Source organism: Fructobacillus sp. ChS1-6f1-1-27 (genome assembly GCF_059579415.1).
This window is the reverse complement of the sequence record NZ_JCAOER010000003.1, coordinates 23,022-46,410: the sequence shown is the minus strand read 5'-3', so window position 1 is coordinate 46,410 and position 23,389 is coordinate 23,022. Positions and strand designations below refer to the sequence as shown.

Below are 23,389 nucleotides of genomic sequence, written 5' to 3'. Positions count from 1 at the left end.
GTAGCGACTTGGTTATCAACGTTTTGCTTTTGAGCATTCTTTTCAGCAGTCGTTAGCGAATTATCAGCGTCAATCTTGGCCTTAGTAGCGTTAGCTTCGTCATCGATTGACTTATTAGCGTTAGTTTGTTGGTCAGTAAACGAAGAAGTATTCGTCACGTACTGACCGTCAATGTTGGTCTTTCCAGCAGAAACAGCGTTATTCAAACTATCCGCATCGGTGGCTTTGCTAACAGCTGCCTTAGCTGTAGCGACTTGGTTATCAACGTTTTGCTTTTGCGCATTCTTTTCAGCAGTCGTTAACGAATTATCAGCATCAATTTTTGCCTTAACTGCGGTTGCTTCATCATCGATTGACTTATTCGCATTAGTTTGTTGGTCAGTAAACGAAGTTGTGTTTGTCACGTACTGACCGTCAATGTTGGTCTTTCCAGTCGAAACAGCAGCGTTCACACTGTCGGCATCGGTGGCTTTGTTAACAGCTGCCTTAGCCGTAGCGACTTGGTTATCAACGTTAGCCTTTTGAGCATTCTTTTCAGCAGTCGTTAACGAATTATCAGCGTCAATCTTGGCCTTAGTAGCGTTAGCTTCGTCATCGATTGACTTATTAGCGGCCGTCTTTTGATCAGCCAACGAGGTCACATTTGAGAAGTTAGTAGCATCTGCAATAGCAGTTGCTAACTGACTAGTATTACTCGTTTCGTTATTCACCGTAGTAGTATCAGTGGCGTTATCGACGACATCATGGGCCTTATTATAAGCGCTAGTCACTTCCTGAACCCGGGCAGCCTTTTCGGCAGCGGTCAAGTCATTGTCACCGTTAATGGTATTAATGGCGTCCTGAGCATTCTTAGCTAACGTCTGCAGAGCAGATGTTTTAGTTGATTGCAATTCTGAAATTGCATTCTCACCAGCCGTCTTAGCATTCTGGATGTCGTCAGCCGTAGTGGCCTTATCAACGTTAGCTTGAGCATTTTTAACCACTTGGTCGATGGCGGCCTTTTGGGCCGTCTTTTGAGCATCCGTTAAGTTACCGTCTTGGTCAATGGCATTTTCCGCTGCAGTTTTGGCATCATCCAAACTAGTCTTAGCTTTTGAACCAGCTTGTGACAATTCGTCGTTCGCATTGCTTTGTTGGTCAGATATCTTAGATCCCGGTACGTATTGACCGTCAACGTTCGTTTTACCAGATGAGACGGCACCATCAACTTGATCAGCGGTTGTTGCCGAAGAAATGGCATTCTTAGCGGCAGCTACTTGGTCATCAACGTTTTGCTTTTGGGCCGTCTTCTGGGCCGTTGTTAAAGTATTGTCGGCGTCGATTTTTGCCTTGGTAGCAGTAGCTTCATCATCAATGGCTTTATCAGCCGTCGCCTTTTGGTCATCAATTGAAGTTCCAGCTGTATATTGGCCGTCAACTGACGACTTACCAGTAGACAAGGCCGTGGCAACATCGTCAGCATCAGTAGCTGTTGAAATTGCGCTTTTGGCAGCAGCGGCAGCAGCCGTAACTTTGGCCTTTTGTGTAGCCTTTTGATTAGCAGATAGGTTTGTGTCGGCATCAATCTTGCCATCTGTTGCGGTTACCTCATCATCGATAGCCTTTTCAGCGGCAGTCTTTTGATCAGCCAGCGAGGTCACGCCGGAAAAGTTGGTGGCATCTGCAATAGCAGTTGCTAACTGACCAGTATTACTCGTTTCGTTATTCACCGTAGTAGTATCAGTGGCGTTATCGACGGCATCATGAGCCTTATTATAAGCGTTAGTCACTTCCTGAACCCGGGCAGCCTTTTCGGCAGCGGTCAAGTCATTATCGTTGTTAATAGTATTAATGGCGTCCTGAGCGTTCTTAGCTAACGTCTGAAGAGCAGATGTTTTAGTTGATTGCAATTCTGAAATTGCATTTTCACCAGCCGTCTTAGCATCTTCAATACCCTGAGCATCCTTCGCATTGTCAATGTTAGCCTCCGCCTGGGCAACCACCTTATCAATGGCAGCTTTTTGGGCAGTCTTTTGCTCAGTGGTCAGACTTCCGTCTTCATCAATGCTGTTTTCAGCAGCAGTTTTAGCATTATCCAAGTTGGTTTTAGCCGCTGCACCACTATTGGCAACCTCGCCTTTGGCATCAGATTGCTGGTCAGCAAGTGACTTCGAGTTAGTCACATAAGCGGCTTGAATAGCCGTGTTAGCAGTATTTTGAGCGCTTTGAATGCTATCAGCAGTCGTGGCACCGTTAACGTTTGATTCACCGTCTTGCAAGGCCTTATCAACAGCAGCTTTTTGCGTATTTTTTTGAGCGTCTGTCAAAGTTGAGTCTGCATCAATTTTAGACTTCGTGTCACTAGCGGTTTTCTCCAGGGCCGAAACCGCATTCTTTTGCTGGTCAGAAAGTGAAATTGGGTTTGTCACATACTGCTGATCAATGGCAGTCTTACCAGATGACAAAGCACTAGCAACACTATCAGCAGTTGTAGCAGAGCTAATAGCCTGCTTAGCAGCAGTCACTTGGCTGTCGACATTGGCTTCTTGACTCTTCTTTTCATCCGAAGTCAAGGTGTTATCGTTGTCAATCTTTGCCTTAGTAGCAGTAGCTTCATCGGCGATGGCTTTATTAGCTGCTGTTTGTTGGTCGGCAACAGCAGTTCCCGATTGGTGAGCATTGGCGATTGTTGAGTCCTGCGATGTATCGGCAATTGCAGCTGCAACATCATCAGAATCTTGGGCATTATTCAAGTTATTGGCAATTACTTGGACAGCGTCGTCAATAATCTTCTTCTGGGCAGCCTTTTGGTCAGCTGTCAAAGTTGGATCGGCATCAATAGCGGCCTCTTGGCCAGCAACATCGTGGGCCTGCTTATATTGAGCTAAGGCGTTAGCCCGTTGAGTAGCGATTGGGACAGAATTGGCACTATTTGCAGCTGCAACTTCCTTATCAATTTCTTGTAACTTATTAACAAAGTCATCATTGGTTGTTGTGCCATTAACTTCGTTTTGGAACTTGGTAACCTGCTTTGCACTCAATGAAGTTGAATTAGCAATGTTTGCCAATGAATTCTGTTTCATTTGGGCAAGCAAAGTGTCGTTGAACTGTTTTCCAAAGTCATTATACCCCAACGTCCGCACAACCGAATAAATTGGGTGAACACCAGTAGTCTTCGTATCAGAGGAATACATAACAGTAATCTGGTCACCTTGCTGAATCTTAACAGGATCAATTGCAATCTTCACAGTTGAAGTTCCACCGACTGTACTACCGGCGTTGAAGGAGTTACTATAAACACCATCAACAGCGTTCAATTCGGCAACAGAACCGTTAGCAGCAGTTAATTCTGGAGCACTGGTTTTTGAAGCCATCGAAGGCGAAAAAGCCATATCAAAGTATGATGAACGACCTGCACCGCTACTTTGGTAAACGCTCAAAGTCACGGTCATCGTATACTTTCCAGTGGAAGAATCATAAGTCAAGTCTTGGTATGTGGCCTTGGATTGCTTCAACTGAGCAATTTCATTACCGGCCTTAACACTCGGCCAAGTTTGTTGTGTTGATTCAGGAATGGTCGAAGTATCGGGTGTTTCATTATAGTGCTTATAGTATTCAGTACTCTGACCAAACCAATATGGTAGTGAACTATCATCAGCAACGGCCTTAAAAATGCCAGGCATAGATGGCATCACCAAGCCATGTTGGGCAACTTGTGAACCACCTGCTAGTACAAGACCAAGAACTCCGGCCATTACCCAAAGTTTTCCAGCCTTATACATTTTTGTACGGTAAACTACTTTGTTCCCCTTCTTCATAACTTTGCGCTCCTTACTTCCGTTTCAATTCAAGGTTAGTTTACAACTAAATATATTATATTGCAATACCGTTACTTATATTTCTTAAAATGTAACGAAAGTCCAAACAGAATTGAGCACAAAAAAAGCACCAACCGAACGGTTGGTGCTTTTGATATTCCAAAAGATAAAATTTGTAATTTTAGCGTTTTGAAAATTGTGAAGCCTTACGGGCCTTCTTCAAACCTGGCTTCTTACGTTCCTTCATACGTGAATCACGGGTCAAAAGACCAGCTTGCTTCAACGCAGAACGGAAGTCTGGGTCAACAGTGAGCAAGGCACGGGCAATACCGTGACGAGTGGCTCCGGCTTGACCAGAGAATCCACCACCATTAACGTTAACCATAACGTCATAGTTACCCAAAGTATCAGTAGCATTAAATGGTTGCAAAACCACTTCACGCAAGTTAGGGAAAGGAATGTAGTCTTCGATAGTCTTACCATTCATCATGATGGTACCGTTACCAGGGACCAAACGGACCCGAGCAACTGAGTTCTTACGACGACCAGTTCCGGCATATTGTACTGCTGCAGTCATATTATCGGCACTCCTTTCTTTAAACTAACTTGTTGATGTCAAGTACTTCAGGCTTCTGGGCAGCGTGATCATGATCAGCTCCAGCATAGACATGCAAGTTCAAGCCTTGCTTGCGTCCCAAAGATGTCTTAGGCAACATACCCTTGATTGACAATTCCAACAACTTTTCTGGATCATATTGACGGTAGTTACCGGCAGTACGTTCCTTCAAGCCACCTGGGTGGTTTGAGTGGTGGTAGTAAATCTTGTCAGTTGCTTTCTTACCAGTCAACTTAACTTCACCAGCGTTGATGATGATGACGTTGTCACCCATATCAACGTTAGGCGTGAAAGTTGGCTTGTTCTTACCGCGCAAAATTGAAGCAACTACAGTTGACAAACGTCCCAAAACGACGTCCTTGGCATCAATGATGTACCACTTCTTTTCGATTTCACTTGGCTTTGCTAAAAATGTTGTACGCATGGCGCGCTCCTTTGATTAGTTGTTTACATGTTAGGTCGTTCCTTACCTAACTTTTACAATAAGTTTCCGGGGCTTATCGTGAGGTAAACAATACCGAATTACATTATATAAGATTCAGGGGTCAGTGTCAACGACTTCCCTGGATGTTTTCGGCCTACTTTTTAGGGTTTATTTGCTCAAATCTAAACTAAAAATTAACAAGCAACTTCTATTTTAACCGCTAAATATTAATAAAATGTAACGATTATGACTTTTAACTGTGTCAATCTATTCTAATTAGAAATATATATGTTATAATCGTATCGGAGGTGTAACTATGACTATTAGTAAGAAGCAAACAGCAGCATTCATTTTCTGCCTACTTCTCATGCCCGTCCTTTTTTTCAGTTTCACTAAAAACAAGATGGCATCAGCCAGCACTGATAACCAATACGTTACCAGCGTTTCTTTAACTGATAAAACGAACCCCACGGCCACAAGCTACGGGCCACTGGATGACATGGAAGTAAAATACAATTTCAAAGTACCAGCTCAATCTCAGTTGACCAATGGTAAACAATTCACCATTAAGGTTCCAGAAGAATTTACAGTAAAAACATCGTTCTCGTTTGATATCACTGATAACGATGGTACCAAAATTGGAACTGCCAGTGTCGACTCTTCTACTAAATTAGTGACCGTCACATTAAACGATTCTGCTGTTGCAAAACTAGCCAGTCAAGATTTGTCTGGCACCATTACACTGGATTTGTCATGGGACTTTAACCACTTAACCACCGGTAAAGCAACAACAATCAACTGGAACTTGACGAATCCTGATGGAACGACCCCCAATTCTACAAGTGTAACAGTTAATCCTGCAGCTGGAATTGACCCAAATGAAAAGTTAGCTAAGTGGGGTTGGATTGACCCAGATGATTCAACGATTATGCACTGGGCTATCCGGGTTAACTTCCAAAGGGCCTCAATTTCAAATGCGGTCTTACAAGATACCGTTGGTGCTGGACAAACCTTAGTAAATACCATTGATGCCTACCCTGTTACTTATAATGATGATTTTAGTAACTTTACTAGGGGCTCTGATATTGATTCAAGTCTAATTGTGAAGGATTCCAACACGTCCTTCCACATTAATTTGGGTAATATCACTAGTACCTACTTGGTTTATTATGAGACCAAAGTTGATAGTACTGCTGGCGGATCAAAGTACGATAACACCGTCAACTTAACTGGGCAAAATATCACCGAACAAACGAAGACAGTCTGGTCACCAAGTTATTCGGGTAATGGAAATGGTGATTATTCAGGTGGTGGGTCATCAAGCTCAAGTTCTAGCAGCTCGTCTAGCTCAAGTTTTTCATCAAGCTCAAGTTCTAGCAGTTCATCTAGCTTAAGCTCGGCTAAGTCTAGTTCATCTAGTTCTTCGAGCCAGCCCAGTTCAAACAATTCAACTAGCTCGGCTAACGACAATTCTTCATCAATGGACGCCGCTACCAACAGTAGCTCCGTCGCAGCTGCTAAGCAAACTGACCAAGACAACCAAATCATCTTGCCTAAAACAGCTAAGATGGTTGGAGCCGTTTCATTAACTGGTTTAGGCTTCGCAACAGTTGCCGCGGTTGCCGCTTGGATTATTAGCAAGAAGCATTAAATCATAGCTGCTAAGCTAGAATTACAAAATGGTTACAAAATTAATTAAGGACCCAGCGGTCGAATAAAACCGTCTGAGGCCCTTTTTTAATGGACTTTTCTAAGAATCCCTGTTTTCGTTTTGACTCTAATTTGAAACATTTTCGTGTTTTATAGACATATTTATGTTATATTAGTCATATAGGAGGAACCGGAATGCACTGGCATGACTTTTTCAAAAACAAAATGTTCTGGATGCTAGTTGTACTTCTAGGAGCGTTAGTAATACTAACCAACTTCTGTTCTAGCTCCTTTCTAAATCACTTGTTTTAACATGTGGCTGGCAGGTCGATCGCTGCCCAGCTTGCTGGTTTTCTTGCATCCCCCCGTTTTGCAAGAAACAAACCAACAATGTCTGTCGGCCTGCCACCGCCCTTCTTCTCTTAAATATTAAACGCAATGACCAACTGGCAGCGTCATACATAAAAAGGAGTTAGCCCTAAATAGTCAGGACTAACTCCTTTTTTATTGGTCTAAATTTTAAAAGCTAACTTGGTCTTCACCAGCATAAGCAGCTAAGCGAGCTGATTGCAAGTGGAGTTCCAACAGGACTTCTTTTTCAGGATGAGGGTGGTTCTTAAAGAAGACCGGCGCCTTGAAGTTATCCTTGACCTCGTCCCACGACTTAATCGAGCGGACCATCGTCGCCTGGTTGGACTCAATCCGAGCCCCGTTTTCATTGAGTGGGGTCATGATTGAAACCTTTTCATTAGTCTCCAGGTCAGCTAGTTTAGCAGTGTCCGGCTGGGTTACCAGGTACCAAATATTGGGCTGGTTAGCATCAGCACCAAAGCCCATAATTCGTAGGCTGGGCTGGTTATCCTTAGCAGTGGCCACAAAGACCAAGCCCTTAGCAGCTTGAATATATTCTTCAAATAACGTCATCGTCTTACCTCCAACAATTTGAAAATTAATAACAGAATGAACTTTAAACCAAGCGTTCTAGTGAACTAGGGCAGCTTAGACTTCACAGTTCTGCTCCTTTTGCTATCATCCATTATACGCTGGATAATCAATTTCGTCCAAATACAAGCCAGCGGCTGGAGCCGTATACCGGGCCTGTTCTCGGTCTTTTGCAGCAATCAGCTTGGGAATGCAATCGACTTCGCGCCGACCGGTACCAATCTCAAGTAAGACGCCAACCATAATTCGAATCTGATTATACAAGAAGGCATTACCCTCAAAGATAAAGACTAATTCGTGTTCGTCTTCTTTAACGACCATGTCGGCCCGAGTAATCGTGCGAACGTTGGTCGTGGTCTGGTTACCGGAGGCTGCAAAAGTAGTAAAATCCTGCTCACCAATTAGGTCAGGCAGGGCTTTTTCAATCCGGTCTGGGTCAAGCTTCCAGTGAAAGTGACCGGTATACCGCCGTTTGAAGGGGTCGATATAGTCTTGGGTTGAGACCCGGTAATAATAGCGCTTGGAATGCGATGAAAACCGAGCATGAAAGTCTTCATCAACCTGGTCAACTCGCTTAATTAAGATATCGCGGGGCAGAATGGTATTAAGGCCCTTGCGGACCCCTTCACCGGCAATATCGAAGGGTAAGTCAAAGTGAACGACTTGGCCGTTGGCATGGACACCTGTGTCGGTGCGGGAGGCACCAACAACTTTGATCAGGTCAGCCGGATTTTTCCCCATCTGGTTAACAGCCTTAATTAGCTCACCCTGGACGGTCCGGTGGCGCTCCACCCCATTTTTACTTTGTACTTGAAAGCCCAAGAAGTCAGCACCATCATAAGCGACGACCGCGCGGTAACGTGGCATAGGCGACCACCTTTCTATTTATTTAATCAATAACAATCCAATGAACCCTGCCAAATACAAGACCAAGCCGATTGCAGCCAGGGCGTCGGCCCGGTGATAAGCCAGGACCCGGTACCGGGTCCGGTCATCGGCATTTTGAAAGCCACGGACTTCCATGGCGTTGGCTAGGTCCAAAGCCCGTTGCAAAGCGCCAATAAAGAGCGGAATCAAGAGTGGCAAAACGGCCTTTGACCGTTTCCAGACTGATCCGGTTGACAGTGACATCCCCCGCGACTTCTGGGCCTTCATCACCTTATCAGTTTCAGCCATCAACAAGGGCACAAACCGCAGGGCGATTGAAAGCATCAAGGCCAGCTCAGCGACTGGAACTTTAATCCATTTGAGCGGCTTTAGTAATGACTCAATTGCGCCGGCAATTGAAGTTGGCGCGGTTGTCAGTGTCAAAGTCGTTGACATCAAGACAATCAAAACAAAGCGGACAATTACATACAAGGCATTGACCACACCCGGTTGCGTCAGCTTAAAAAAGCCCCAGTGCAAGATCACCGGCGTTCCACCAGTAAAGAAGATTTGCAAGCAGACGGTAAAAACAATCAGCCATAAGATGGGCTTTAACCCTCGCCAGTATAAGGCCAGTCGTTGGCCGGTTAAGGCCAGGACTAGTGCTAAAAAGGCTGCCGACCAGGCATAGGTTTCCCAATTATTGGCAAAAATCAACACGAAAACGTAGACGACCGTTGCCAAGATTTTTGTCCGAGGGTCAACTTTGTAGAGCCAGGCCTTACCTGGGATAAATTGACCAATCACGAGGTTATTCATGACGGGCACCTCCTGACTGGGCTGACTCGGATTGACCGGTCGAAGTGATGTTTGAGGCCTGAGCTGCCTTTTCCCAATCAACCTGACCTTGAATTTGCCCAGCTAAATCATCAACTGACTTTGGCAAATGGTCAAAGTGGTAACCAGCCTTTTCCAAGGTCTTAGAAAATGCAACTGGGGCTGGTAAGTCGAGTGAGTTTTCCAAAAACCAGTCCTGGTTGCGTTGGAAGAGCTCGGTTGTTGATTTTGCTGCTACTACTTGGCCGTGGCGTAAGACAACCGTTTGGTCGGCCAGGGCTAGGACCTGGTCCATTTGGTGGGAAATTAAGACAATCGTCTTTCCTGCTTGCCGTAAGTCTGTTAATAGATTTAACAAGTCTGCTTGCCCCTGTGGGTCGAGCCCAGCGGCCGGTTCGTCAAAGACCATTGCTTCGGGGTCCATCGCTAAAACACCGGCGATGGCGACCCGGCGCATTTGCCCGCCCGATAGGTCAAAGGGTGATTTTTGCCAGAACTCTTCGGCTAAGCCAACCTGCTGGAGGGCAGCTTTAGCAGACTGCTCTGCCTCTTCTTTACTTTGACCAAAGTTGGTTGGACCGTACATAACGTCTTCTAAGACCGTGGCAGCAAAGAGCTGGTTTTCTGGGAACTGAAAAACCATCCCGACCTTGGCCCGGATTGGTGGTAGTTCTTTTTCCTTGGTCTTTTCGGTGATAACTTGGTCGCCCACCACCACTTGTCCCCCGGTTGGAAGCAAAAGGGCATTTAGGTGCTGGACCAAAGTTGATTTTCCTGACCCAGTTTGGCCAATAATCGCACTGATTTTGCCAGCGGGAATAGTCAAATTAATGTTATCTAAAATTGTGCTGGCGTCTTTCCCGACACCGTAGTGGAAGCTTAGGCCTTCAATGTTGATAACCATGAAGCTAACTCCTCTGTGTTTTGGTATTTATCAGGACTAACAGGCAGCTTAGCGGCCAATTCAGCTGCAAAGGGCTGGTTAAGACCGAGGTGTTCCAGTTGCTTTCCTTGAGTGAAAATCTCTTCAGGTTGCCCTGCTAAGGCCAGTTGACCGTCGTTGACAACAACCACCCGGTCAGCCATGGCTGCTTCTTCCATATCGTGGGTGATCATGATGAGGGTCAACTCGTGTTGGAAGCGGTCTTTTAATTCTTGAAGGGTTGCTAGGACTGCAGCCTTACCTGCGGGATCAAGCATCGCGGTTGCTTCATCAAGGATGATGACCTTTGGCTTTAAAGCAAGGATTGAAGCTAGGGCCACCCGCTGCTTTTGTCCCCCTGATAAGGTGTGAGGTTCACGGTCAGCATAGTCTTCCATGCCAACTTGGCTAAGTGCCGCCTGGATTTGTGCTGGCATTTCTTTGGGGTCAACCTTCCGATTTTCCAGGCCAAAGGCGACATCGTCGGCGACAGTTGCCCCGACAAATTGGTTATCAGGGTTTTGGAAGACCATGCCGACTTGACCACGGACCTCTGCCAAAGTTTCTAGGGTCAACTGGTCACCAAAAACAGTGATGTTCCCGGTGGTAGCTTCGAGCAATCCCAGGATTAATTTGGCCAGCGTCGACTTACCGGACCCATTGTGACCAACAATCGAGAGCCACTCCCCCTCTTGAATGTCCAGGTTAAAGTCCTGGAACAGGGGGGCTTGGTCGGGGTAGCCATAGGTTAAATTGTGAATTGAAATTGCATTAGTCATTAGGACTTATTTTACCATATTTTAGGGTTGGGAAACCGTAAGCAACCGCCTTACCAACAGTTTGACCTAGGATTTGGTATAATCAAAGTAATTATGAAAAGGAGCTTTTAAATGACAAAACAACGAATTGCCGTTATCGGTGCTGGTTTTGCCGGAGTCTACTTCAGTATCCGCTTGGCCAAGAAACTCAAGAAAACCGACCATGAAATTTTGGTTTTTAGCCCGCAAAAGGGCCTTGTCTTTCAGACTGTTTTGCCTGAAGTGGCTGCTGGCCGCTTGTCTGCTGATCAAGTTTCATACTCACTGGATGATTTGTTTGCAAAGCATCCAAACATCAAGGTCTCTGACCAAGCTGTGGAACAAATTGACCAAGACAAGCAAGAAGTGGTCACAGCCATTAGCTCTTACCACTACGACCAGTTAGTCATCACAACTGGCAATATTGGTTCTGATTTTGGCATTCCTGGCATCAAGGATAACACCACATTGCTCGATTCCTTGGCTAGTGCCGAGGCTATCCAAAAGAAGTTGGTAGCAGCAGTTGAAAGCCAGGAAAAGCAGTCCTTTGCTATTGTTGGTGGTGGACCAACCGGCGTTGAATTGACTGCTCAATTTGCCGCTACTCGAAGCCGACTAATTACAGAAGGTAAGCTTAAAGACGGTCAGTTGGACTTGACGATTGTTCAATCTGGTCCAAGCCTTTTGCCTGCCTTAGGTCTTGATGCCTTGAGCCAAGATGCCCAGGCTCATTTAGAAGAACAAGGTGTCAAGGTTTTGACCAATGCCCGCGTCTTGGGTGCCCATCATGGTCGTCTGACCTTATTAGATGGTCAAGACCTAGAAGCCAACGAAATCTTCTGGACAGCTGGCTTGCAGGGCCAACCAATTTTGAAGGACTGGGGTTTTGCCACTAACAAGGCTGGCCGGGTTTCTGTTAACAACCACTTCCAAGTTTTGACAGAAGACGGGGCTGCCTTTGATAATATCTTTGCTGCTGGTAACACGGTTGCTTATCAAAAGCCCGATGGCGAAGTCCTACCACAGTCTGCTGAAGGAGCCGAAAATGGGGCCGAAGCAATTATTGCTCAAGTGCTAGTAAACCTTGGTATGGCTGAATCTGCTAAAACTTACGACGAAACAGCCAAGTACCACGGTTCATACGTTGTCTTGGACCCTAAGTACGCAGTTTCGAACTCAAAGGCGCCAAAGCTTTCAGCTGGTAAGGGTGTGCGGACAATGAAGCACATCATCAACCTCGCCTTCTTTATGCAAATTGGTTCATGGTATGGTTACAAGCACTACCGGCAATCAATGAAGAAGCCTCAAGGACCATTGGTTTAAGGCTTAGTCACCAGCTTCGAGCTGGTTCTTAATCAATGCAATTAAAATCAATTTATGTAAATCCAGGTCCACGAATTTCATTTTGGTCGGGCTTTTATTTACCAAAAAATATGTACTAAAAAATCCCAAGCCGATTGACTTGGGATTTTAAGTTACATCGAAATTAGTCAACTAACTCCAAGATAACCATTTGTGCAGCATCACCACGACGCTGAACAGTCTTCAAGATGCGAGTGTAACCACCGTTACGTTCTGAGAAACGTGGTGCCACTTCTTCAAACAACTTTTGCAAAGCAGTTTGAACGCGGATGTTATCGCCATCTTCCTTGACGTCAGCAACTTCGTTGCGGACAAACTTAGCAGCCTTACGACGGGCAGCCAAGTCACCATGCTTACCGAGAGTGATCATTTGATCAGTCGTCTTACGAACTTCTTTGGCACGAGCTTCAGTAGTTTCGATGCGACCGTTGATCAACAAGTCAGTAGTCAAGTCACGCAACATAGCACGACGCTGTGAAGATGTACGGCCTAACTTACGGTATGACATCAGTCAATCCTCCTTTTTCTAGACTTTTTTGCTGAATTAATCTTCTTGACGGAATCCAAGTCCCATCTCAGTTAACTTTTCTTGAATTTCATCCAATGACTTCCGGCCCAAGTTACGAACCTTCATCATGTCGGCTTCAGAACGGTCGGTCAATTCTTCGATAGTATTGATACCGGCACGCTTCAAGCAGTTATATGAGCGAACAGACAAGTCCAAGTCTTCGATTGGGGCTGCGTCAGCTGCTGTAGTAGCAACGTTTTCAGTTTCAACCATGACCTTGGTGTCTTGTGCGACTGGGGAAATGTCCGTGAACAAGTTCAAGTGTTCTGTTAAAATCTTTGATCCAAGACTCAAAGCATCGCTTGGCTTGATTGAACCATTCGTCCAAACTTCCATGGTCAACTTATCATAATCATCGCGGGCACCAACACGCTTATTTTCAACGTGGTAGTTTACTCGTTCGATTGGAGTGTAAATTGAATCAACTGTTAAAACACCAATTGGCATTTCATCACGTAATTGCTTGTTTTCTTCAGCTGAAGAATAACCCCGACCCTTAACAGCAGTAACAGTCATGTGTAATGACTTTCCGGCTGCCAAAGTTGCAATATGCAAGTCTGGATTCAACACTTCGATGTCAGCTGAACCAGCCAAATCGGCTGCAGTGACATCCTTTGGTCCTTGAACATCAATTTCCAAAGCGTGCTCTTCTTCTGAGTCCGTAGCGAAAACAACTTTTTTCAGGTTCAAAATCAACTGTGTCACGTCTTCTGTTACACCGTCAACGGTTGAGAATTCGTGAACAACACCGTCGATTTGAACCGTGTTAACTGCTACGCCAGGAAGCGATGATAGCAAGACACGACGGAGGGAATTACCCAAAGTCGTACCATAGCCACGCTCCAGAGGTTCTACGATGAACTTACCGTAGTTGGCATCCTCTTCGATGTTATGAATATCTGGTTTTTCAAATTCAATCATCTGTTAACTCCTACCCCCTCTTTCAAAGCAAGCGCAATGAAAATCAATTAGACACGACGACGCTTTGGTGGGCGTGATCCGTTATGGGGAACTGGGGTAACATCCTTAATTGAAGTTACTTCAAGACCAGCTGCGGCCAATGCACGAATTGCTGATTCACGACCTGAACCAGGGCCCTTAACCGTTACAGCAACAGTACGCATGTTAACATCTAGTGCTGACTTTGCGGCTGCTTCCGCTGCTTGTTGAGCGGCGAACGGTGTTGACTTACGGGATCCCTTGAATCCAAGGGCACCAGCTGATGACCAGGCAACGGCGTTACCTTGGGCATCAGTAATCATGACAATGGTGTTGTTGAAAGTTGCGTGGATATGAGCCACACCAGTTTCAACGTTCTTCTTTGCGCGACGCTTGCGCGTAGTACGAACTGCCATAATTTGCCTCCTTTTTTTATTCTTATAATTTCTCGGGTTAACGGCAAGTTAACCAACATTACACAACTTTGGTTGTGATAATCATTTCCCACAAAAGTGAGGCTCTAAACTCAATCAGGCAGCTGCCTGATTATTCATAAAGAGATTGGTAAGAAAAGTCTTACTTCTTCTTACCTGCAATTGCCGTAGCTGGGCCTTTGCGAGTACGGGCGTTGTTCTTCGTGTGTTGTCCACGAACGGGCAATCCCTTACGGTGACGAATACCACGGTATGATGCGATTTCTTGTAATCCCTTGATATCAAGTGATACCTTACGACGCAAGTCACCTTCCAACTGTAAGTTCAAAGCTGCGATTGCTTCACGAATTTGATCTTCTTGATCAACCGTCAAGTCGCGAACTCGAACGTCTTCTGAAACCTTAGCAGTAGCCAAGATCTTTTCAGCAGTTGCACTACCGATTCCGTAGATGTATGTTAAGCCAATGACAATTCGCTTGTCACGTGGCAAATCGATACCTTCAATACGAGCCATAACAATTTACCTCCTTTTAATATTTTGAAAGAACTTCTAAGTTCATTTTCAAGCTGTTTTAATGTGGTAAGTTTTACTTACCTGCGCGTTGCTTGTGCTTAGGGTTAGCTGGGCAAATGATCATTGTCCGGCCGTTACGCTTAATCACACGGCATGATTCGCACATCTTCTTTACTGATGGACGTACCTTCATAATCTATTCCTCCTATTCGGTTAACTGATTATTGTAGACCGCTTCTTTTAACGGAAACGGTAAGTAATACGACCCTTAGTCAAGTCGTAGGGTGACATCTCAACTGTGACACGGTCCCCAGGCAAGATCCGAATATAATTCTTACGAATCTTACCGGAAACATGCGCCAAGATTACCGCCCCATTTTCAAGTTCGACTTGAAACATTGCGTTTGGCATCGTTTCTTTAACTTTGCCTTCAATTTCAATGACATCGTTGGCCACGCAGATTACCTCCTATGCAACCATGCTTCAACATAATCAGATAAGTGCTTAACCTGTCTAATTATACCAGAATTACCTTGCTATATCAAGGGCTAAACTTAGTCCAGAGCATCCAAAACCGACTTTACATCAGCGTATATTCGGTCCAAATCACCTTCACCATCAATCGTGTGCAAGACACCATGGTTTTGGTAATAGTCTACTAAGGGCAAGTTGGCAGCCTTGTTAACTTCTAAGCGGTGAGCGATGACTTCTTTTGTGTCATCAGCTCGGCCACGACCCAAGAGTCGTTCAACCAAGATTTGGTCAGCCACTTCAAAGTACAAGGTTGCCGAAACTTTATCTTCACGTTCGGCCAAGAATTGGTCCAAGAACTTGGCTTGGTCTTCGTTACGTGGATAACCATCCAACATAAAGCCATTTTCCACTACATCTGCCTGAGTCAACCGGTCGGCGACCATTGCATTTGTAATTTCATCTGGCACCAAATTACCAGCATCCATGAATGACTTTGCCTTTTGTCCCAAGGCAGTCTCTTCTTTCATGTTGGCCCGGAAGATATCACCAGTACTGATGTGAACCATCGGATAATCGGCGATAATCTTGTCGGCCTGGGTTCCTTTACCTGCACCAGGCAAGCCTAAGAGAATTAAGTTTTTAGTCATGTGTACTTCCTTTACCAGCTTATTGGATAAAGCCAACGTAGTTCTTCTTTTGCAACAAACCATCAATTTGCCGAAGCAAATCCAGGGTAACCCCAATGATGATCAGCAAAGAAGTTCCACCAAGGCCGATTTTTTCGTTTAGTCCCCACACATCGGAGGCAATCAATGGTACCAAGGCCACAAAGCCAAGGTACAAAGCACCAACAAATGAGAGGTGCAAAAGCATCTTTGTGATGAACTTTTGCGTTTCCGTACCTGGACGAACATCAACGATGTAAGCCCCTTGCTTTTGCAAGTTTTCAGCCAACTTTTCAGGGTTAACCTGAACAAAGGCATAGAAGTACGTAAACAAAATAATCATAACGGTGTAGAAGACAGCACCAGTCGTTGTTTGCATCGAGAAAATCTGTTGCAAAATCTTAAACCAGCCCTGACCACTATATTTGCTTTGGAAGGCAAACAAAATTGTTTGAGGTGTTGATATCAATGACGAAGCAAAGATAACAGGAATAACCCCAGACACGTTCAACTTCAATGGCAAGTAAGCTTCAGCACCGTAAGATGAGGCAGACCGAGTATATTGGATTTGAAGACGACGACTAGCTTCATAGAACCAAGTCGTAATCCCAACAACCAAAATAATCGCAGCAATCAAAACAGCCATAAAGATCCAACCAGTAGTCTGTTGGCTACCGCTTGTTTCCAAGACGTTTTGCTTGAAAATCTCCCACATTCCACTTGGCATTTGTGAAATGATACCAGAGAAGATGATCATGGAAACACCGTTTCCAAGACCCTTTTCGGTCACCATCTCACCAAGCCACATGGCAAAGAAAGTACCAATCGTCATGACCGACCCAATCAATAGGAAAGAGGCCAAGTTATTGGTCTGCTTAACCAAACCATAGGCGGCTAAGGAGTTAAAACCAGCCGTAATTCCGACTGATTGCAAAAAGGCAAAGATAATCGTTAAATATCTAGTAGCTTGATTAAGCTTCCGACGACCAACTTCACCTTGTTTACTCCATTCAACAAAACGTGGCACGATATCTAATTGCAGCAACTGCACAACAATTTGCGCAGTAACATATGGAGAAACACCCATCGCGAAAAGCGAGAAGTTCAATAATCCTCCACCCGAAAAAATATTCAAGATGTTTAACAAACCAGATCCTGAAACAGAATTCAAGGCAGTCGGATTGACACCTGGCACCGTGATATGAGTCCCGATGCGGTATACAAAGAGAATCAAAATGGTCCAAGCCATTTTCTTTCGAATATCTTTTTGTCGGATTGCATTAAATAGCGTGCGCCACATTTAAATCACCTCGGTTGTTCCACCGGCTTGTTCGATTGCCTTAACAGCTGCAGCAGAGAACTTGTGAGCCTTGATTGTCAACTTCTTGTCCAACTTACCGTTGCCCAAGACCTTGATACCAGACTTTTGGTTCTTAACTACACCGTTTTCAATCAACAAAGCAGGCGTTACTTCAGTGCCGTTATCGAAGTTGTTCAACTTGTCCAAGTTAACAACTGCGAATTCCTTACGTGAAATGTTAGTAAATCCACGCTTTGGAATACGACGGTACAAAGGCATTTGACCACCTTCGAAACCAAGACGTGTCTTACCACGGGCCTTTTGTCCCTTTTGGCCACGACCAGCCGTCTTACCGTTTCCAGATGAAGTTCCCCGACCAACACGGTTCCGGCTTTGCCGTGAACCAACAGCAGGTTGTAATTCGTTCAAATCCATCGTTTGGTCCCTCCTTTTCTAAAAATGTTTTACTTTACTTCTTCAACTGCAACCAAGTGAGCAATATGGAAAATTGCACCACGAGTAGCTGCGTTATCTGGCTTCACCACTGAGCTTGACACACGGTTAAGTCCAAGTGACTTAACAATGGCACGTTGCTTAGGCAAGCGATGAGCCGCACTCTTAATCAAAGTGATTTTCAAATCAGCCATGTTATCGCTCCTTATTCAGCCAAGTGTTCCAAAGAAACACCACGTAACTTAGCAACTGCATCAGCATCCTTCAAGTTGTTCAAGGCGTCAAAAGTAGCGCGAACAACGTTGACTGGAGTAGCTGAGCCAAGTGACTTAGCAGTCACATCGTTAATTCCAGCAAGTTCCATTACAGAACGGGTAGAACCACCAGCAGCAACCCCGGCACCTTCCTTAGCAGGCTTAACCAAGATCTTACCACCAGCCCATTCACCAAGAACTTCGTGAGGAATAGTAGTACCAACTGTTGGTACAGTGATCAAGTTGCGCTTTGCGTCTTCAACGGCCTTACGAATTGCTTCTGGCACTTCTTGTGCCTTACCAGTTCCAAAACCAACGTGTCCCTTCTTGTCACCAACGACAACTAAGGCACCGAAACGCAACCGACGTCCACCCTTAACAACCTTGGTAACACGGTTAATTGCGACAACGTTTTCTTCTAATTCACCTAATTCTTTAGGGTTTACGAATTCAACCATTTGTATTATTCCTCCTTTCCTTAGAACTTCAAGCCGTTTTCACGAGCTGAGTCGGCCAAGGCCTTTACACGGCCGTGGTATACATAACCACCACGATCAAAGACAACTTCTTCGATCTTAGCAGCCTTAGCATTCTTGGCGATCAATTCACCAACCTTAACGGCTTGTTCAACTTTAGTACCGGTAACATCGGCACTTTGACTTGAGGCACTTGCTAGCGTTACACCCGCTACGTCATCAATCAATTGAGCGTAGATGTTTACATTAGAACGGAAAACGTTCAAACGTGGGCGAGCAGCAGTACCAGAGATCTTTCCGCGAATCCGCTTGTGGCGGTGGACACGGAGCTTGTTCTTATCTGGTTTTGAAATCATAGCTGTGCTTTCCTTTTCTAGGTAGGTAAACCCACCTGTTCAAAATAATTCTTAAATAATATGTGACATGATAAATGAAGCCAAAGCTTACTTACCAGTCTTACCTTCCTTACGACGGACAACTTCGCCTTCGTAGCGAATTCCCTTACCCTTATAAGGTTCTGGTGGACGGATTGCGCGGATTTCCGCAGCAAAGTCACCAACGGCTTGCTTTGAGATTCCTGAGATCTTGATTGTCAAAGCATCAGGTACTTCAACTTCCAAACCATCGCGGTCTTCAAAGTCAACAGGGTGTGAGTAACCAACTGAAAGGTTCAAAGTTGAGCCCTTCTTAGCGGCACGATAACCAACACCGACCATCTTCAAAGTCTTTGAGAAACCATTCGTAACTCCTTCAACCAAGTTGGCGAAGTTAGCGGTTGTAGTACCGTGCAATGCGCGGTGCTTCTTGTCTTCTGCTGCACGAGTGAAAGATACTTCAGTACCTTCCATGTGCATCGTGATTTCTGGGTTGATTGTGTATGACAATTCACCCTTAGGTCCCTTAACAGTCACAAATTGACCGTCTTGCTTAACTTCAACGCCAGCAGGGATCGTAATGATTTTATTTCCAATACGGCTCATGGTAAGTCTCCTTTCTTAGATATATTACCAAACGTAAGCCAGCACTTCGCCACCGACTTGCTTAGCGCGTGCAACCTTATCAGTCACAACACCGTTTGATGTTGAAACGATTGCAATTCCAAGGCCATTCAAAACCTTAGGCATTTCTTCGGCCTTAGCATACTTACGCAAACCAGGCTTTGAAACACGCTTAATACCAGTGATGACACGCTCTTGATCTTCTCCGTACTTCAAGAATACGCGAATGATTCCTTGCTTGTTATCATCTTCGTATTCTACATCACGGATGAAACCTTCTTGCTTCAAGATCTCGGCAATGCTCTTCTTCATTTTTGATGCTGGGATTTCAACTGAAGTGTGGCGGGCCAAGTTGGCGTTACGCACACGAGTCAAAAAATCAGCAATTGGATCAGTCATAGACATCTATCGATATCCTCCTTTTATATTTTGAACGTCATCAATAATTTGACACGCTCTTAAGTGTTCAAGACCTGTGTCTTGAACACTTAAAAACGCGTCACTCTCTTGAGTGACCGCATTTTTAAATTACTTACTTGGCAAAAGGCATGCCCAAGCCAGCAAGCAATTCATGACCTTCTTCGTCAGATTGAGCAGTCGTTACAACAACGATGTCAAGCCCACGAACACGGTTAACCTTGTCAAAGTCGATTTCAGGGAAAATCAACTGTTCACGGATTCCCAAAGTGTAGTTTCCGCGACCATCAAAGGCCTTAGAAGAAACACCGTGGAAGTCACGAACACGTGGCAAGGAGATGTTAATCAACTTGTCCAAGAATTCGTACATACGTTCGCCACGCAAAGTAACCTTGGTTCCAATTGCCATACCTTCACGCAAACGGAAACCGGCGATTGACTTCTTTGCACGAGTGATAACTGGTTGTTGTCCAGCAATCAACTTCAATTCTTCAACCGCTTCATCGAGGTTCTTTGAGTTTGAAACTGCATCACCAACACCCATGTTCAAAACGATCTTTTCGATCTTAGGTGCTTGCATTGGTGAAGTAAAGTTAAACTTCTTGATCAAAGCAGGTTGAACTTCATTAACATATTTTTCTTTTAATTCATTTGCCATGATAATGATTTCTACCTTTCAAATAGATATATTAGCCTAGTGTCTTACCAGACTTCTTAGCAAAACGTACCTTCTTGCCATCTTCAAACTTGAAGCCAACCTTCGTTGGTTCGTTAGTTGATGGGTCAATCAATTGTACGTTTGATGCGTGGATAGGTGCTTCGATATCGATAACACCACCCTGTGGGTATTCGTTAGAAGGCTTTTGATGCTTCTTAACGAGGTTTACGCCTTCGACAACGACACGGTTCTTGGCAGCAACAGTCTTAGTGATTGTTCCTTCCTTACCCTTGTCCTTACCGGCAATGACGCGAACCTTATCACCTGTTTTTACAAACATGATTGGCTCCTCCTTGTCAGTTTTAGAGCACTTCTGGTGCCAATGAAACGATTCGCGTATAGTTGTTGTCACGCAATTCACGTGCAACAGGGCCAAAAATACGCGTACCAACTGGTGACTTGTCATCCTTTACGATAACAGCAGCGTTTTCATCGAAGTTAATGTATGAACCGTCAGTCCGACGTACGTCAGATACAGTCCGTACGATGACAGCCTTAACGACGTCACCCTTCTTAACGTTACCACCAGGGATAGCTTGCTTAACAGTTGCAACAATCATGTCACCAATGCCAGCTACCTTACGGCCAGAACCACCGAGCACTTTAATCGTCAAGATTTCACGTGCGCCAGAGTTATCAGCCACTTTCAAACGACTCTCTTGTTGAATCATGGTTCATCCTCCTTGTTAGCAATAATTTACGACGATTGGATTAAAGGGAAATTAGAGAACAACAGCCTCTTCAATAACCTTTACCAAACGGAAGTGCTTCGTTGCAGACAAAGGACGAGTTTCCATGATTTCAACGATATCGTTCATCTTAGCGACGTTGTTTTCATCATGGGCCTTGAACTTCTTAGTATAGCGAACTCGCTTACCGTAAACTGGGTGGTTGACATAAGTGTCAACAGCAACAGTAATGGTCTTTTCCATCTTGTCGGAAACGACGCGACCACGGTAAGTCTTACGAGCGTTACGTTCTTCACTCATTTTTCAGCTTCTTCCTTTCGTCTTATTTGTTGGCATCTGCCAATTGTTGTGCACGAATGACAGTCTTCACACGTGCGATGTCCTTACGAACTTTTGAAATACGGGCCGTGTTTTCTAATTGACCAGTAGCCAATTGGAAACGAAGGTTGAACAATTCTTCCTTGAATTCGGCTTCGCGCTTTTGCAAATCCGCAAGTGACAAAGCTTTTAATTCATTTGCTTTAGCCATTATTCAGCCTCCCGAGCAATAATCTTTGTACGTACAGGCAACTTGTGTTGGGCAAGACGCAAAGCTTCAAGTGCAACTGGCTTTTCAACGCCACCGACTTCAAACATTACCTTACCACGCTTAACTGGGGCAACCCATCCTTCGGGAGTACCCTTTCCGTTACCCATTCGAACACCAACACCCTTAGATGTATATGATTGGTGAGGGAAGATCTTGATCCAAACCTTACCACCACGCTTCATATAACGGGTCATTGCAATACGGGCAGCTTCAATTTGGCGGTTGGTAATCCAGCTTGAAGTCACTGCTTGCAAGCCATAATCACCAAAAGCCACCGTCTTTCCACCCTTTGCTTCACCACGCATGTGGCCACGGTGTACACGACGGAATTTAACACGCTTTGGTACTAACATGTCTGCTTCCCTCCTTACTTGTTCTTTTTCTTTGGCAACACATCACCACGGTAGATCCAAGTCTTGATACCCAAGTTTCCATAAGCAGTAACTGCTTCATCCCATGAGTAATCAATGTCTGCACGAAGTGTGTGTAGCGGAACAGTTCCTTCAGTATATTGTTCGATACGTGACATATCTGCCCCGTTCAAACGACCTGAAACAACAACCTTAATTCCCTTAGCACCGGCACGGCGGGCACGTTGGATAGCACCACGCATTGCACGACGGAAGGCAATTCGACGTTCCAAATCGCCAGCGATTTGCATCCCAACCAAGTGGGCTGACAAATCAGGCTTTTTGATTTCAACAATGTTGATAAAGACACGCTTGTGGCGGCCCTTGGCATCAACATTAGTCAACTTAGCTAATTGAGTCCGTAGCTTTTCAACTTCTGAACCACCCTTACCAATAACCATTCCTGGCTTGGCAGTGTGCAAAGTCAAATCGATACGTGACTTAGTTGAGCGTTCGATTTCAACACGGTCAACTGAAGCGTCCGTCAAGTTTTCTTCAATGTACTTACGAATCCGCAAGTCTTCAAGAAGTTGGTTTGAGAAGTCTGCCTTGTCAGCAAACCACTTTGCATCCCAATCGCGGATGACACCGACACGGAAGCCAGTTGGGTTAATCTTTTGACCCATTACTTTTCCTCCTTCTCAGCAACCACAATTGTGATGTGGCTTGTGCGCTTGTTAATTGGGGAAGCAGATCCCTTAGCACGGGGACGGAAACGCTTAAGCGTTGGTCCTTCGTTAGCAAATGCTTCTTTTACGATCAAATCTCCACGGTCAAGTGAAAAGTTGTTTTCAGCGTTAGCAACTGCTGAGTTCAAAACCTTATAAATATCTTCAGTAGAAGTATTAGGTAGGAACTTCAAAATTGCGAATGCTTCTTCGACATTCTTGCGACGGATAGTGTCAAGAACTAAGCGCGCCTTACGAGGGGCAACGCGAACGATCTTGGCGGTCGCCCGAGCTGATGTTACTTGTTCAGCCATTTTTCATTTCCTCCTTACTTAGTCTTCTTATCGTCAACTTTGTGTCCCTTAAACGTACGAGTTGGAACAAATTCACCTAACTTGTGACCAACCATATCGTCTTGAACATAAACTGGGACGTGCTTGCGTCCATCATAGACAGCAATTGTAAATCCAATAAAACTTGGGAAAATCGTTGAACGACGTGACCAAGTCTTGATCACTGACTTCTTTTCTTGGTCCGCTTGGGCCTCGATTTTCTTAAGCAAGTGTGGGTCCGCAAATGGTCCCTTTTTCAAACTACGAGCCATTAGTT

33 protein-coding genes are annotated in these 23,389 nt (G+C 44.9%); 2 read left to right on the top strand and 31 right to left on the bottom strand.

The features are described from left to right. The 3 genes from AC5162_RS02435 to rplM all read right to left on the bottom strand — a co-directional run. Positions 1-3,797 (bottom strand): DUF1542 domain-containing protein (locus tag AC5162_RS02435; RefSeq protein ID WP_496533657.1); only part of this gene is annotated, 3,797 nt, incomplete at its 3' end. Between the two features lie 181 nt (positions 3,798-3,978). Then, a complete protein-coding gene (gene rpsI, locus AC5162_RS02430) occupies positions 3,979-4,374 on the bottom strand; it encodes a 30S ribosomal protein S9 (RefSeq protein ID WP_496533656.1) in 396 nt (131 codons plus the stop codon). Positions 4,375-4,393: 19 nt separating this feature from the next. After that, positions 4,394-4,837 (bottom strand): 50S ribosomal protein L13, encoded by a 444-nt coding sequence (gene rplM, locus AC5162_RS02425; RefSeq protein ID WP_496533655.1) that lies wholly within the window; start codon positions 4,835-4,837, stop codon positions 4,394-4,396. A 403-nt stretch (positions 4,838-5,240) separates the two neighbouring features. On the opposite strand from rplM, the gene AC5162_RS02420 reads away from it, so the two are divergent. After that, the gene (locus tag AC5162_RS02420) at positions 5,241-6,488 is read left to right on the top strand and encodes a collagen binding domain-containing protein (RefSeq protein WP_496533654.1); all 1,248 of its coding nucleotides are present in this window, start codon (positions 5,241-5,243) and stop codon (positions 6,486-6,488) included. A 518-nt stretch (positions 6,489-7,006) separates the two neighbouring features. Here the strand turns inward: AC5162_RS02420 and AC5162_RS02415 are convergent. From AC5162_RS02415 to AC5162_RS02395, 5 genes are all read right to left on the bottom strand, one after another. Beyond that, positions 7,007-7,411: a pyridoxamine 5'-phosphate oxidase family protein gene (locus AC5162_RS02415; protein ID WP_496533653.1), complete on the bottom strand. Its 405-nt coding sequence runs from the start codon at positions 7,409-7,411 to the stop codon at positions 7,007-7,009. Positions 7,412-7,516: 105 nt separating this feature from the next. Further along, positions 7,517-8,296 carry a tRNA pseudouridine(38-40) synthase TruA gene (gene truA, locus AC5162_RS02410; protein ID WP_496533652.1) on the bottom strand — a complete coding sequence of 260 codons (780 nt, stop codon included), beginning with the start codon at positions 8,294-8,296 and terminating at the stop codon, positions 7,517-7,519. Between the two features lie 18 nt (positions 8,297-8,314). Continuing rightward, positions 8,315-9,115, bottom strand: coding sequence for an energy-coupling factor transporter transmembrane component T family protein (locus AC5162_RS02405; RefSeq protein ID WP_496533651.1), 801 nt, complete (start codon positions 9,113-9,115; stop codon positions 8,315-8,317). Continuing rightward, entirely contained in the window at positions 9,108-10,037 is a 930-nt protein-coding gene (locus tag AC5162_RS02400; RefSeq protein ID WP_496533650.1) for an energy-coupling factor transporter ATPase, read from the bottom strand. Before AC5162_RS02400 ends, AC5162_RS02405 begins: the two co-directional genes overlap by 8 nt. Continuing rightward, the gene (locus tag AC5162_RS02395) at positions 10,013-10,834 is read right to left on the bottom strand and encodes an energy-coupling factor transporter ATPase (protein WP_496533649.1); all 822 of its coding nucleotides are present in this window, start codon (positions 10,832-10,834) and stop codon (positions 10,013-10,015) included. Before AC5162_RS02395 ends, AC5162_RS02400 begins: the two co-directional genes overlap by 25 nt. Positions 10,835-10,945: 111 nt before the next feature. Between AC5162_RS02395 and AC5162_RS02390 the strand changes: the two genes are divergently transcribed. After that, a complete protein-coding gene (locus AC5162_RS02390; RefSeq protein WP_496533648.1) occupies positions 10,946-12,175 on the top strand; it encodes an NAD(P)/FAD-dependent oxidoreductase in 1,230 nt (409 codons plus the stop codon). A 163-nt stretch (positions 12,176-12,338) separates the two neighbouring features. Here the strand turns inward: AC5162_RS02390 and rplQ are convergent, their stop codons facing one another. The 23 genes from rplQ to rpsS form a co-directional block, all read right to left on the bottom strand. Further along, positions 12,339-12,722 (bottom strand): 50S ribosomal protein L17, encoded by a 384-nt coding sequence (gene rplQ, locus AC5162_RS02385; RefSeq protein WP_496533647.1) that lies wholly within the window; start codon positions 12,720-12,722, stop codon positions 12,339-12,341. Between the two features lie 36 nt (positions 12,723-12,758). Continuing rightward, positions 12,759-13,703: a DNA-directed RNA polymerase subunit alpha gene (locus tag AC5162_RS02380; protein WP_496533646.1), complete on the bottom strand. Its 945-nt coding sequence runs from the start codon at positions 13,701-13,703 to the stop codon at positions 12,759-12,761. A gap of 47 nt (positions 13,704-13,750) precedes the next feature. Beyond that, positions 13,751-14,137 carry a 30S ribosomal protein S11 gene (gene rpsK / locus AC5162_RS02375; protein ID WP_496533645.1) on the bottom strand — a complete coding sequence of 129 codons (387 nt, stop codon included), beginning with the start codon at positions 14,135-14,137 and terminating at the stop codon, positions 13,751-13,753. Positions 14,138-14,297: 160 nt separating this feature from the next. After that, the gene (gene rpsM, locus AC5162_RS02370; RefSeq protein ID WP_496533644.1) at positions 14,298-14,669 is read right to left on the bottom strand and encodes a 30S ribosomal protein S13; all 372 of its coding nucleotides are present in this window, start codon (positions 14,667-14,669) and stop codon (positions 14,298-14,300) included. Between the two features lie 73 nt (positions 14,670-14,742). After that, positions 14,743-14,862, bottom strand: a complete 120-nt coding sequence (gene rpmJ / locus AC5162_RS02365; protein ID WP_074717856.1) for a 50S ribosomal protein L36 — start codon at positions 14,860-14,862, stop codon at positions 14,743-14,745. 47 nt (positions 14,863-14,909) lie between these two features. Then, the gene (gene infA, locus AC5162_RS02360; protein WP_010691205.1) at positions 14,910-15,125 is read right to left on the bottom strand and encodes a translation initiation factor IF-1; all 216 of its coding nucleotides are present in this window, start codon (positions 15,123-15,125) and stop codon (positions 14,910-14,912) included. A gap of 98 nt (positions 15,126-15,223) precedes the next feature. Further along, entirely contained in the window at positions 15,224-15,790 is a 567-nt protein-coding gene (locus tag AC5162_RS02355) for an adenylate kinase (RefSeq protein WP_496533643.1), read from the bottom strand. Positions 15,791-15,809: 19 nt separating this feature from the next. Further along, complete coding sequence (gene secY, locus AC5162_RS02350) at positions 15,810-17,108, bottom strand: preprotein translocase subunit SecY (RefSeq protein WP_496533642.1); 1,299 nt, start codon at positions 17,106-17,108, stop codon at positions 15,810-15,812. Next, on the bottom strand, positions 17,109-17,543 hold the full coding sequence (gene rplO, locus AC5162_RS02345) for a 50S ribosomal protein L15 (protein WP_496533641.1): 435 nt from the start codon (positions 17,541-17,543) through the stop codon (positions 17,109-17,111). 29 nt (positions 17,544-17,572) lie between these two features. Further along, positions 17,573-17,755, bottom strand: coding sequence for a 50S ribosomal protein L30 (gene rpmD / locus AC5162_RS02340; protein ID WP_047975010.1), 183 nt, complete (start codon positions 17,753-17,755; stop codon positions 17,573-17,575). Between the two features lie 11 nt (positions 17,756-17,766). Next, positions 17,767-18,273 (bottom strand): 30S ribosomal protein S5, encoded by a 507-nt coding sequence (gene rpsE / locus AC5162_RS02335; RefSeq protein ID WP_496533640.1) that lies wholly within the window; start codon positions 18,271-18,273, stop codon positions 17,767-17,769. A gap of 20 nt (positions 18,274-18,293) precedes the next feature. After that, positions 18,294-18,647: a 50S ribosomal protein L18 gene (rplR, locus tag AC5162_RS02330; protein WP_496533639.1), complete on the bottom strand. Its 354-nt coding sequence runs from the start codon at positions 18,645-18,647 to the stop codon at positions 18,294-18,296. Between the two features lie 87 nt (positions 18,648-18,734). After that, positions 18,735-19,271, bottom strand: coding sequence for a 50S ribosomal protein L6 (gene rplF, locus AC5162_RS02325; RefSeq protein ID WP_496533638.1), 537 nt, complete (start codon positions 19,269-19,271; stop codon positions 18,735-18,737). A 24-nt stretch (positions 19,272-19,295) separates the two neighbouring features. Further along, entirely contained in the window at positions 19,296-19,694 is a 399-nt protein-coding gene (gene rpsH / locus AC5162_RS02320) for a 30S ribosomal protein S8 (RefSeq protein WP_496533637.1), read from the bottom strand. A 127-nt stretch (positions 19,695-19,821) separates the two neighbouring features. Beyond that, the gene (gene rplE, locus AC5162_RS02315; protein WP_496533636.1) at positions 19,822-20,364 is read right to left on the bottom strand and encodes a 50S ribosomal protein L5; all 543 of its coding nucleotides are present in this window, start codon (positions 20,362-20,364) and stop codon (positions 19,822-19,824) included. A 31-nt stretch (positions 20,365-20,395) separates the two neighbouring features. After that, a complete protein-coding gene (gene rplX, locus AC5162_RS02310) occupies positions 20,396-20,704 on the bottom strand; it encodes a 50S ribosomal protein L24 (protein ID WP_496533635.1) in 309 nt (102 codons plus the stop codon). 22 nt (positions 20,705-20,726) lie between these two features. Continuing rightward, positions 20,727-21,095 (bottom strand): 50S ribosomal protein L14, encoded by a 369-nt coding sequence (rplN, locus tag AC5162_RS02305; RefSeq protein ID WP_496533634.1) that lies wholly within the window; start codon positions 21,093-21,095, stop codon positions 20,727-20,729. A 51-nt stretch (positions 21,096-21,146) separates the two neighbouring features. Beyond that, complete coding sequence (gene rpsQ / locus AC5162_RS02300; RefSeq protein WP_496533633.1) at positions 21,147-21,413, bottom strand: 30S ribosomal protein S17; 267 nt, start codon at positions 21,411-21,413, stop codon at positions 21,147-21,149. A 22-nt stretch (positions 21,414-21,435) separates the two neighbouring features. After that, positions 21,436-21,642, bottom strand: coding sequence for a 50S ribosomal protein L29 (gene rpmC / locus AC5162_RS02295; protein WP_496533632.1), 207 nt, complete (start codon positions 21,640-21,642; stop codon positions 21,436-21,438). Further along, positions 21,642-22,055, bottom strand: a complete 414-nt coding sequence (rplP, locus tag AC5162_RS02290; RefSeq protein ID WP_496533631.1) for a 50S ribosomal protein L16 — start codon at positions 22,053-22,055, stop codon at positions 21,642-21,644. Before rplP ends, rpmC begins: the two co-directional genes overlap by 1 nt. A gap of 14 nt (positions 22,056-22,069) precedes the next feature. Next, a complete protein-coding gene (rpsC, locus tag AC5162_RS02285) occupies positions 22,070-22,738 on the bottom strand; it encodes a 30S ribosomal protein S3 (protein ID WP_496533630.1) in 669 nt (222 codons plus the stop codon). Further along, positions 22,738-23,094, bottom strand: coding sequence for a 50S ribosomal protein L22 (gene rplV / locus AC5162_RS02280; protein ID WP_496533629.1), 357 nt, complete (start codon positions 23,092-23,094; stop codon positions 22,738-22,740). Before rplV ends, rpsC begins: the two co-directional genes overlap by 1 nt. A gap of 14 nt (positions 23,095-23,108) precedes the next feature. Continuing rightward, the gene (gene rpsS, locus AC5162_RS02275) at positions 23,109-23,384 is read right to left on the bottom strand and encodes a 30S ribosomal protein S19 (RefSeq protein WP_496533628.1); all 276 of its coding nucleotides are present in this window, start codon (positions 23,382-23,384) and stop codon (positions 23,109-23,111) included. Between the last annotated feature and the right edge of the window lie 5 nt (positions 23,385-23,389).

Coding starts and splice junctions, on each gene's coding strand:
- rplX (WP_496533635.1), bottom strand. CDS start 20,704: ATGTTTGTAAAAACAGGTGATAAGGTTCGCGTCATTGCCGGTAAGGAC.
- rpsC (WP_496533630.1), bottom strand. CDS start 22,738: ATGGGTCAAAAGATTAACCCAACTGGCTTCCGTGTCGGTGTCATCCGC.
- rpmC (WP_496533632.1), bottom strand. CDS start 21,642: ATGGCTAAAGCAAATGAATTAAAAGCTTTGTCACTTGCGGATTTGCAA.
- rplF (WP_496533638.1), bottom strand. CDS start 19,271: ATGAGCCGTATTGGAAATAAAATCATTACGATCCCTGCTGGCGTTGAA.
- rplR (WP_496533639.1), bottom strand. CDS start 18,647: ATGATTTCAAAACCAGATAAGAACAAGCTCCGTGTCCACCGCCACAAG.
- AC5162_RS02380 (WP_496533646.1), bottom strand. CDS start 13,703: ATGATTGAATTTGAAAAACCAGATATTCATAACATCGAAGAGGATGCC.
- AC5162_RS02400 (WP_496533650.1), bottom strand. CDS start 10,037: ATGGTTATCAACATTGAAGGCCTAAGCTTCCACTACGGTGTCGGGAAA.
- AC5162_RS02355 (WP_496533643.1), bottom strand. CDS start 15,790: ATGACTAAAAACTTAATTCTCTTAGGCTTGCCTGGTGCAGGTAAAGGA.
- rpsE (WP_496533640.1), bottom strand. CDS start 18,273: ATGGTTGAATTCGTAAACCCTAAAGAATTAGGTGAATTAGAAGAAAAC.
- AC5162_RS02420 (WP_496533654.1), top strand. CDS start 5,241: ATGGCATCAGCCAGCACTGATAACCAATACGTTACCAGCGTTTCTTTA.
- rplP (WP_496533631.1), bottom strand. CDS start 22,055: ATGTTAGTACCAAAGCGTGTTAAATTCCGTCGTGTACACCGTGGCCAC.
- rplN (WP_496533634.1), bottom strand. CDS start 21,095: ATGATTCAACAAGAGAGTCGTTTGAAAGTGGCTGATAACTCTGGCGCA.
- secY (WP_496533642.1), bottom strand. CDS start 17,108: ATGTGGCGCACGCTATTTAATGCAATCCGACAAAAAGATATTCGAAAG.
- rpsQ (WP_496533633.1), bottom strand. CDS start 21,413: ATGAGTGAAGAACGTAACGCTCGTAAGACTTACCGTGGTCGCGTCGTT.
- truA (WP_496533652.1), bottom strand. CDS start 8,296: ATGCCACGTTACCGCGCGGTCGTCGCTTATGATGGTGCTGACTTCTTG.
- rpsM (WP_496533644.1), bottom strand. CDS start 14,669: ATGGCTCGTATTGAAGGTATCGATTTGCCACGTGACAAGCGAATTGTC.
- rpmJ (WP_074717856.1), bottom strand. CDS start 14,862: ATGAAGGTACGTCCATCAGTAAAGAAGATGTGCGAATCATGCCGTGTG.
- rplV (WP_496533629.1), bottom strand. CDS start 23,094: ATGGCTGAACAAGTAACATCAGCTCGGGCGACCGCCAAGATCGTTCGC.
- AC5162_RS02415 (WP_496533653.1), bottom strand. CDS start 7,411: ATGACGTTATTTGAAGAATATATTCAAGCTGCTAAGGGCTTGGTCTTT.
- rplO (WP_496533641.1), bottom strand. CDS start 17,543: ATGGATTTGAACGAATTACAACCTGCTGTTGGTTCACGGCAAAGCCGG.
- AC5162_RS02405 (WP_496533651.1), bottom strand. CDS start 9,115: ATGAATAACCTCGTGATTGGTCAATTTATCCCAGGTAAGGCCTGGCTC.
- rpsH (WP_496533637.1), bottom strand. CDS start 19,694: ATGTCTATGACTGATCCAATTGCTGATTTTTTGACTCGTGTGCGTAAC.
- rplM (WP_496533655.1), bottom strand. CDS start 4,837: ATGCGTACAACATTTTTAGCAAAGCCAAGTGAAATCGAAAAGAAGTGG.
- rplQ (WP_496533647.1), bottom strand. CDS start 12,722: ATGTCATACCGTAAGTTAGGCCGTACATCTTCACAGCGTCGTGCTATG.
- AC5162_RS02390 (WP_496533648.1), top strand. CDS start 10,946: ATGACAAAACAACGAATTGCCGTTATCGGTGCTGGTTTTGCCGGAGTC.
- rpmD (WP_047975010.1), bottom strand. CDS start 17,755: ATGGCTGATTTGAAAATCACTTTGATTAAGAGTGCGGCTCATCGCTTG.
- AC5162_RS02395 (WP_496533649.1), bottom strand. CDS start 10,834: ATGACTAATGCAATTTCAATTCACAATTTAACCTATGGCTACCCCGAC.
- rpsK (WP_496533645.1), bottom strand. CDS start 14,137: ATGGCAGTTCGTACTACGCGCAAGCGTCGCGCAAAGAAGAACGTTGAA.
- rpsI (WP_496533656.1), bottom strand. CDS start 4,374: ATGACTGCAGCAGTACAATATGCCGGAACTGGTCGTCGTAAGAACTCA.
- rpsS (WP_496533628.1), bottom strand. CDS start 23,384: ATGGCTCGTAGTTTGAAAAAGGGACCATTTGCGGACCCACACTTGCTT.
- rplE (WP_496533636.1), bottom strand. CDS start 20,364: ATGGCAAATGAATTAAAAGAAAAATATGTTAATGAAGTTCAACCTGCT.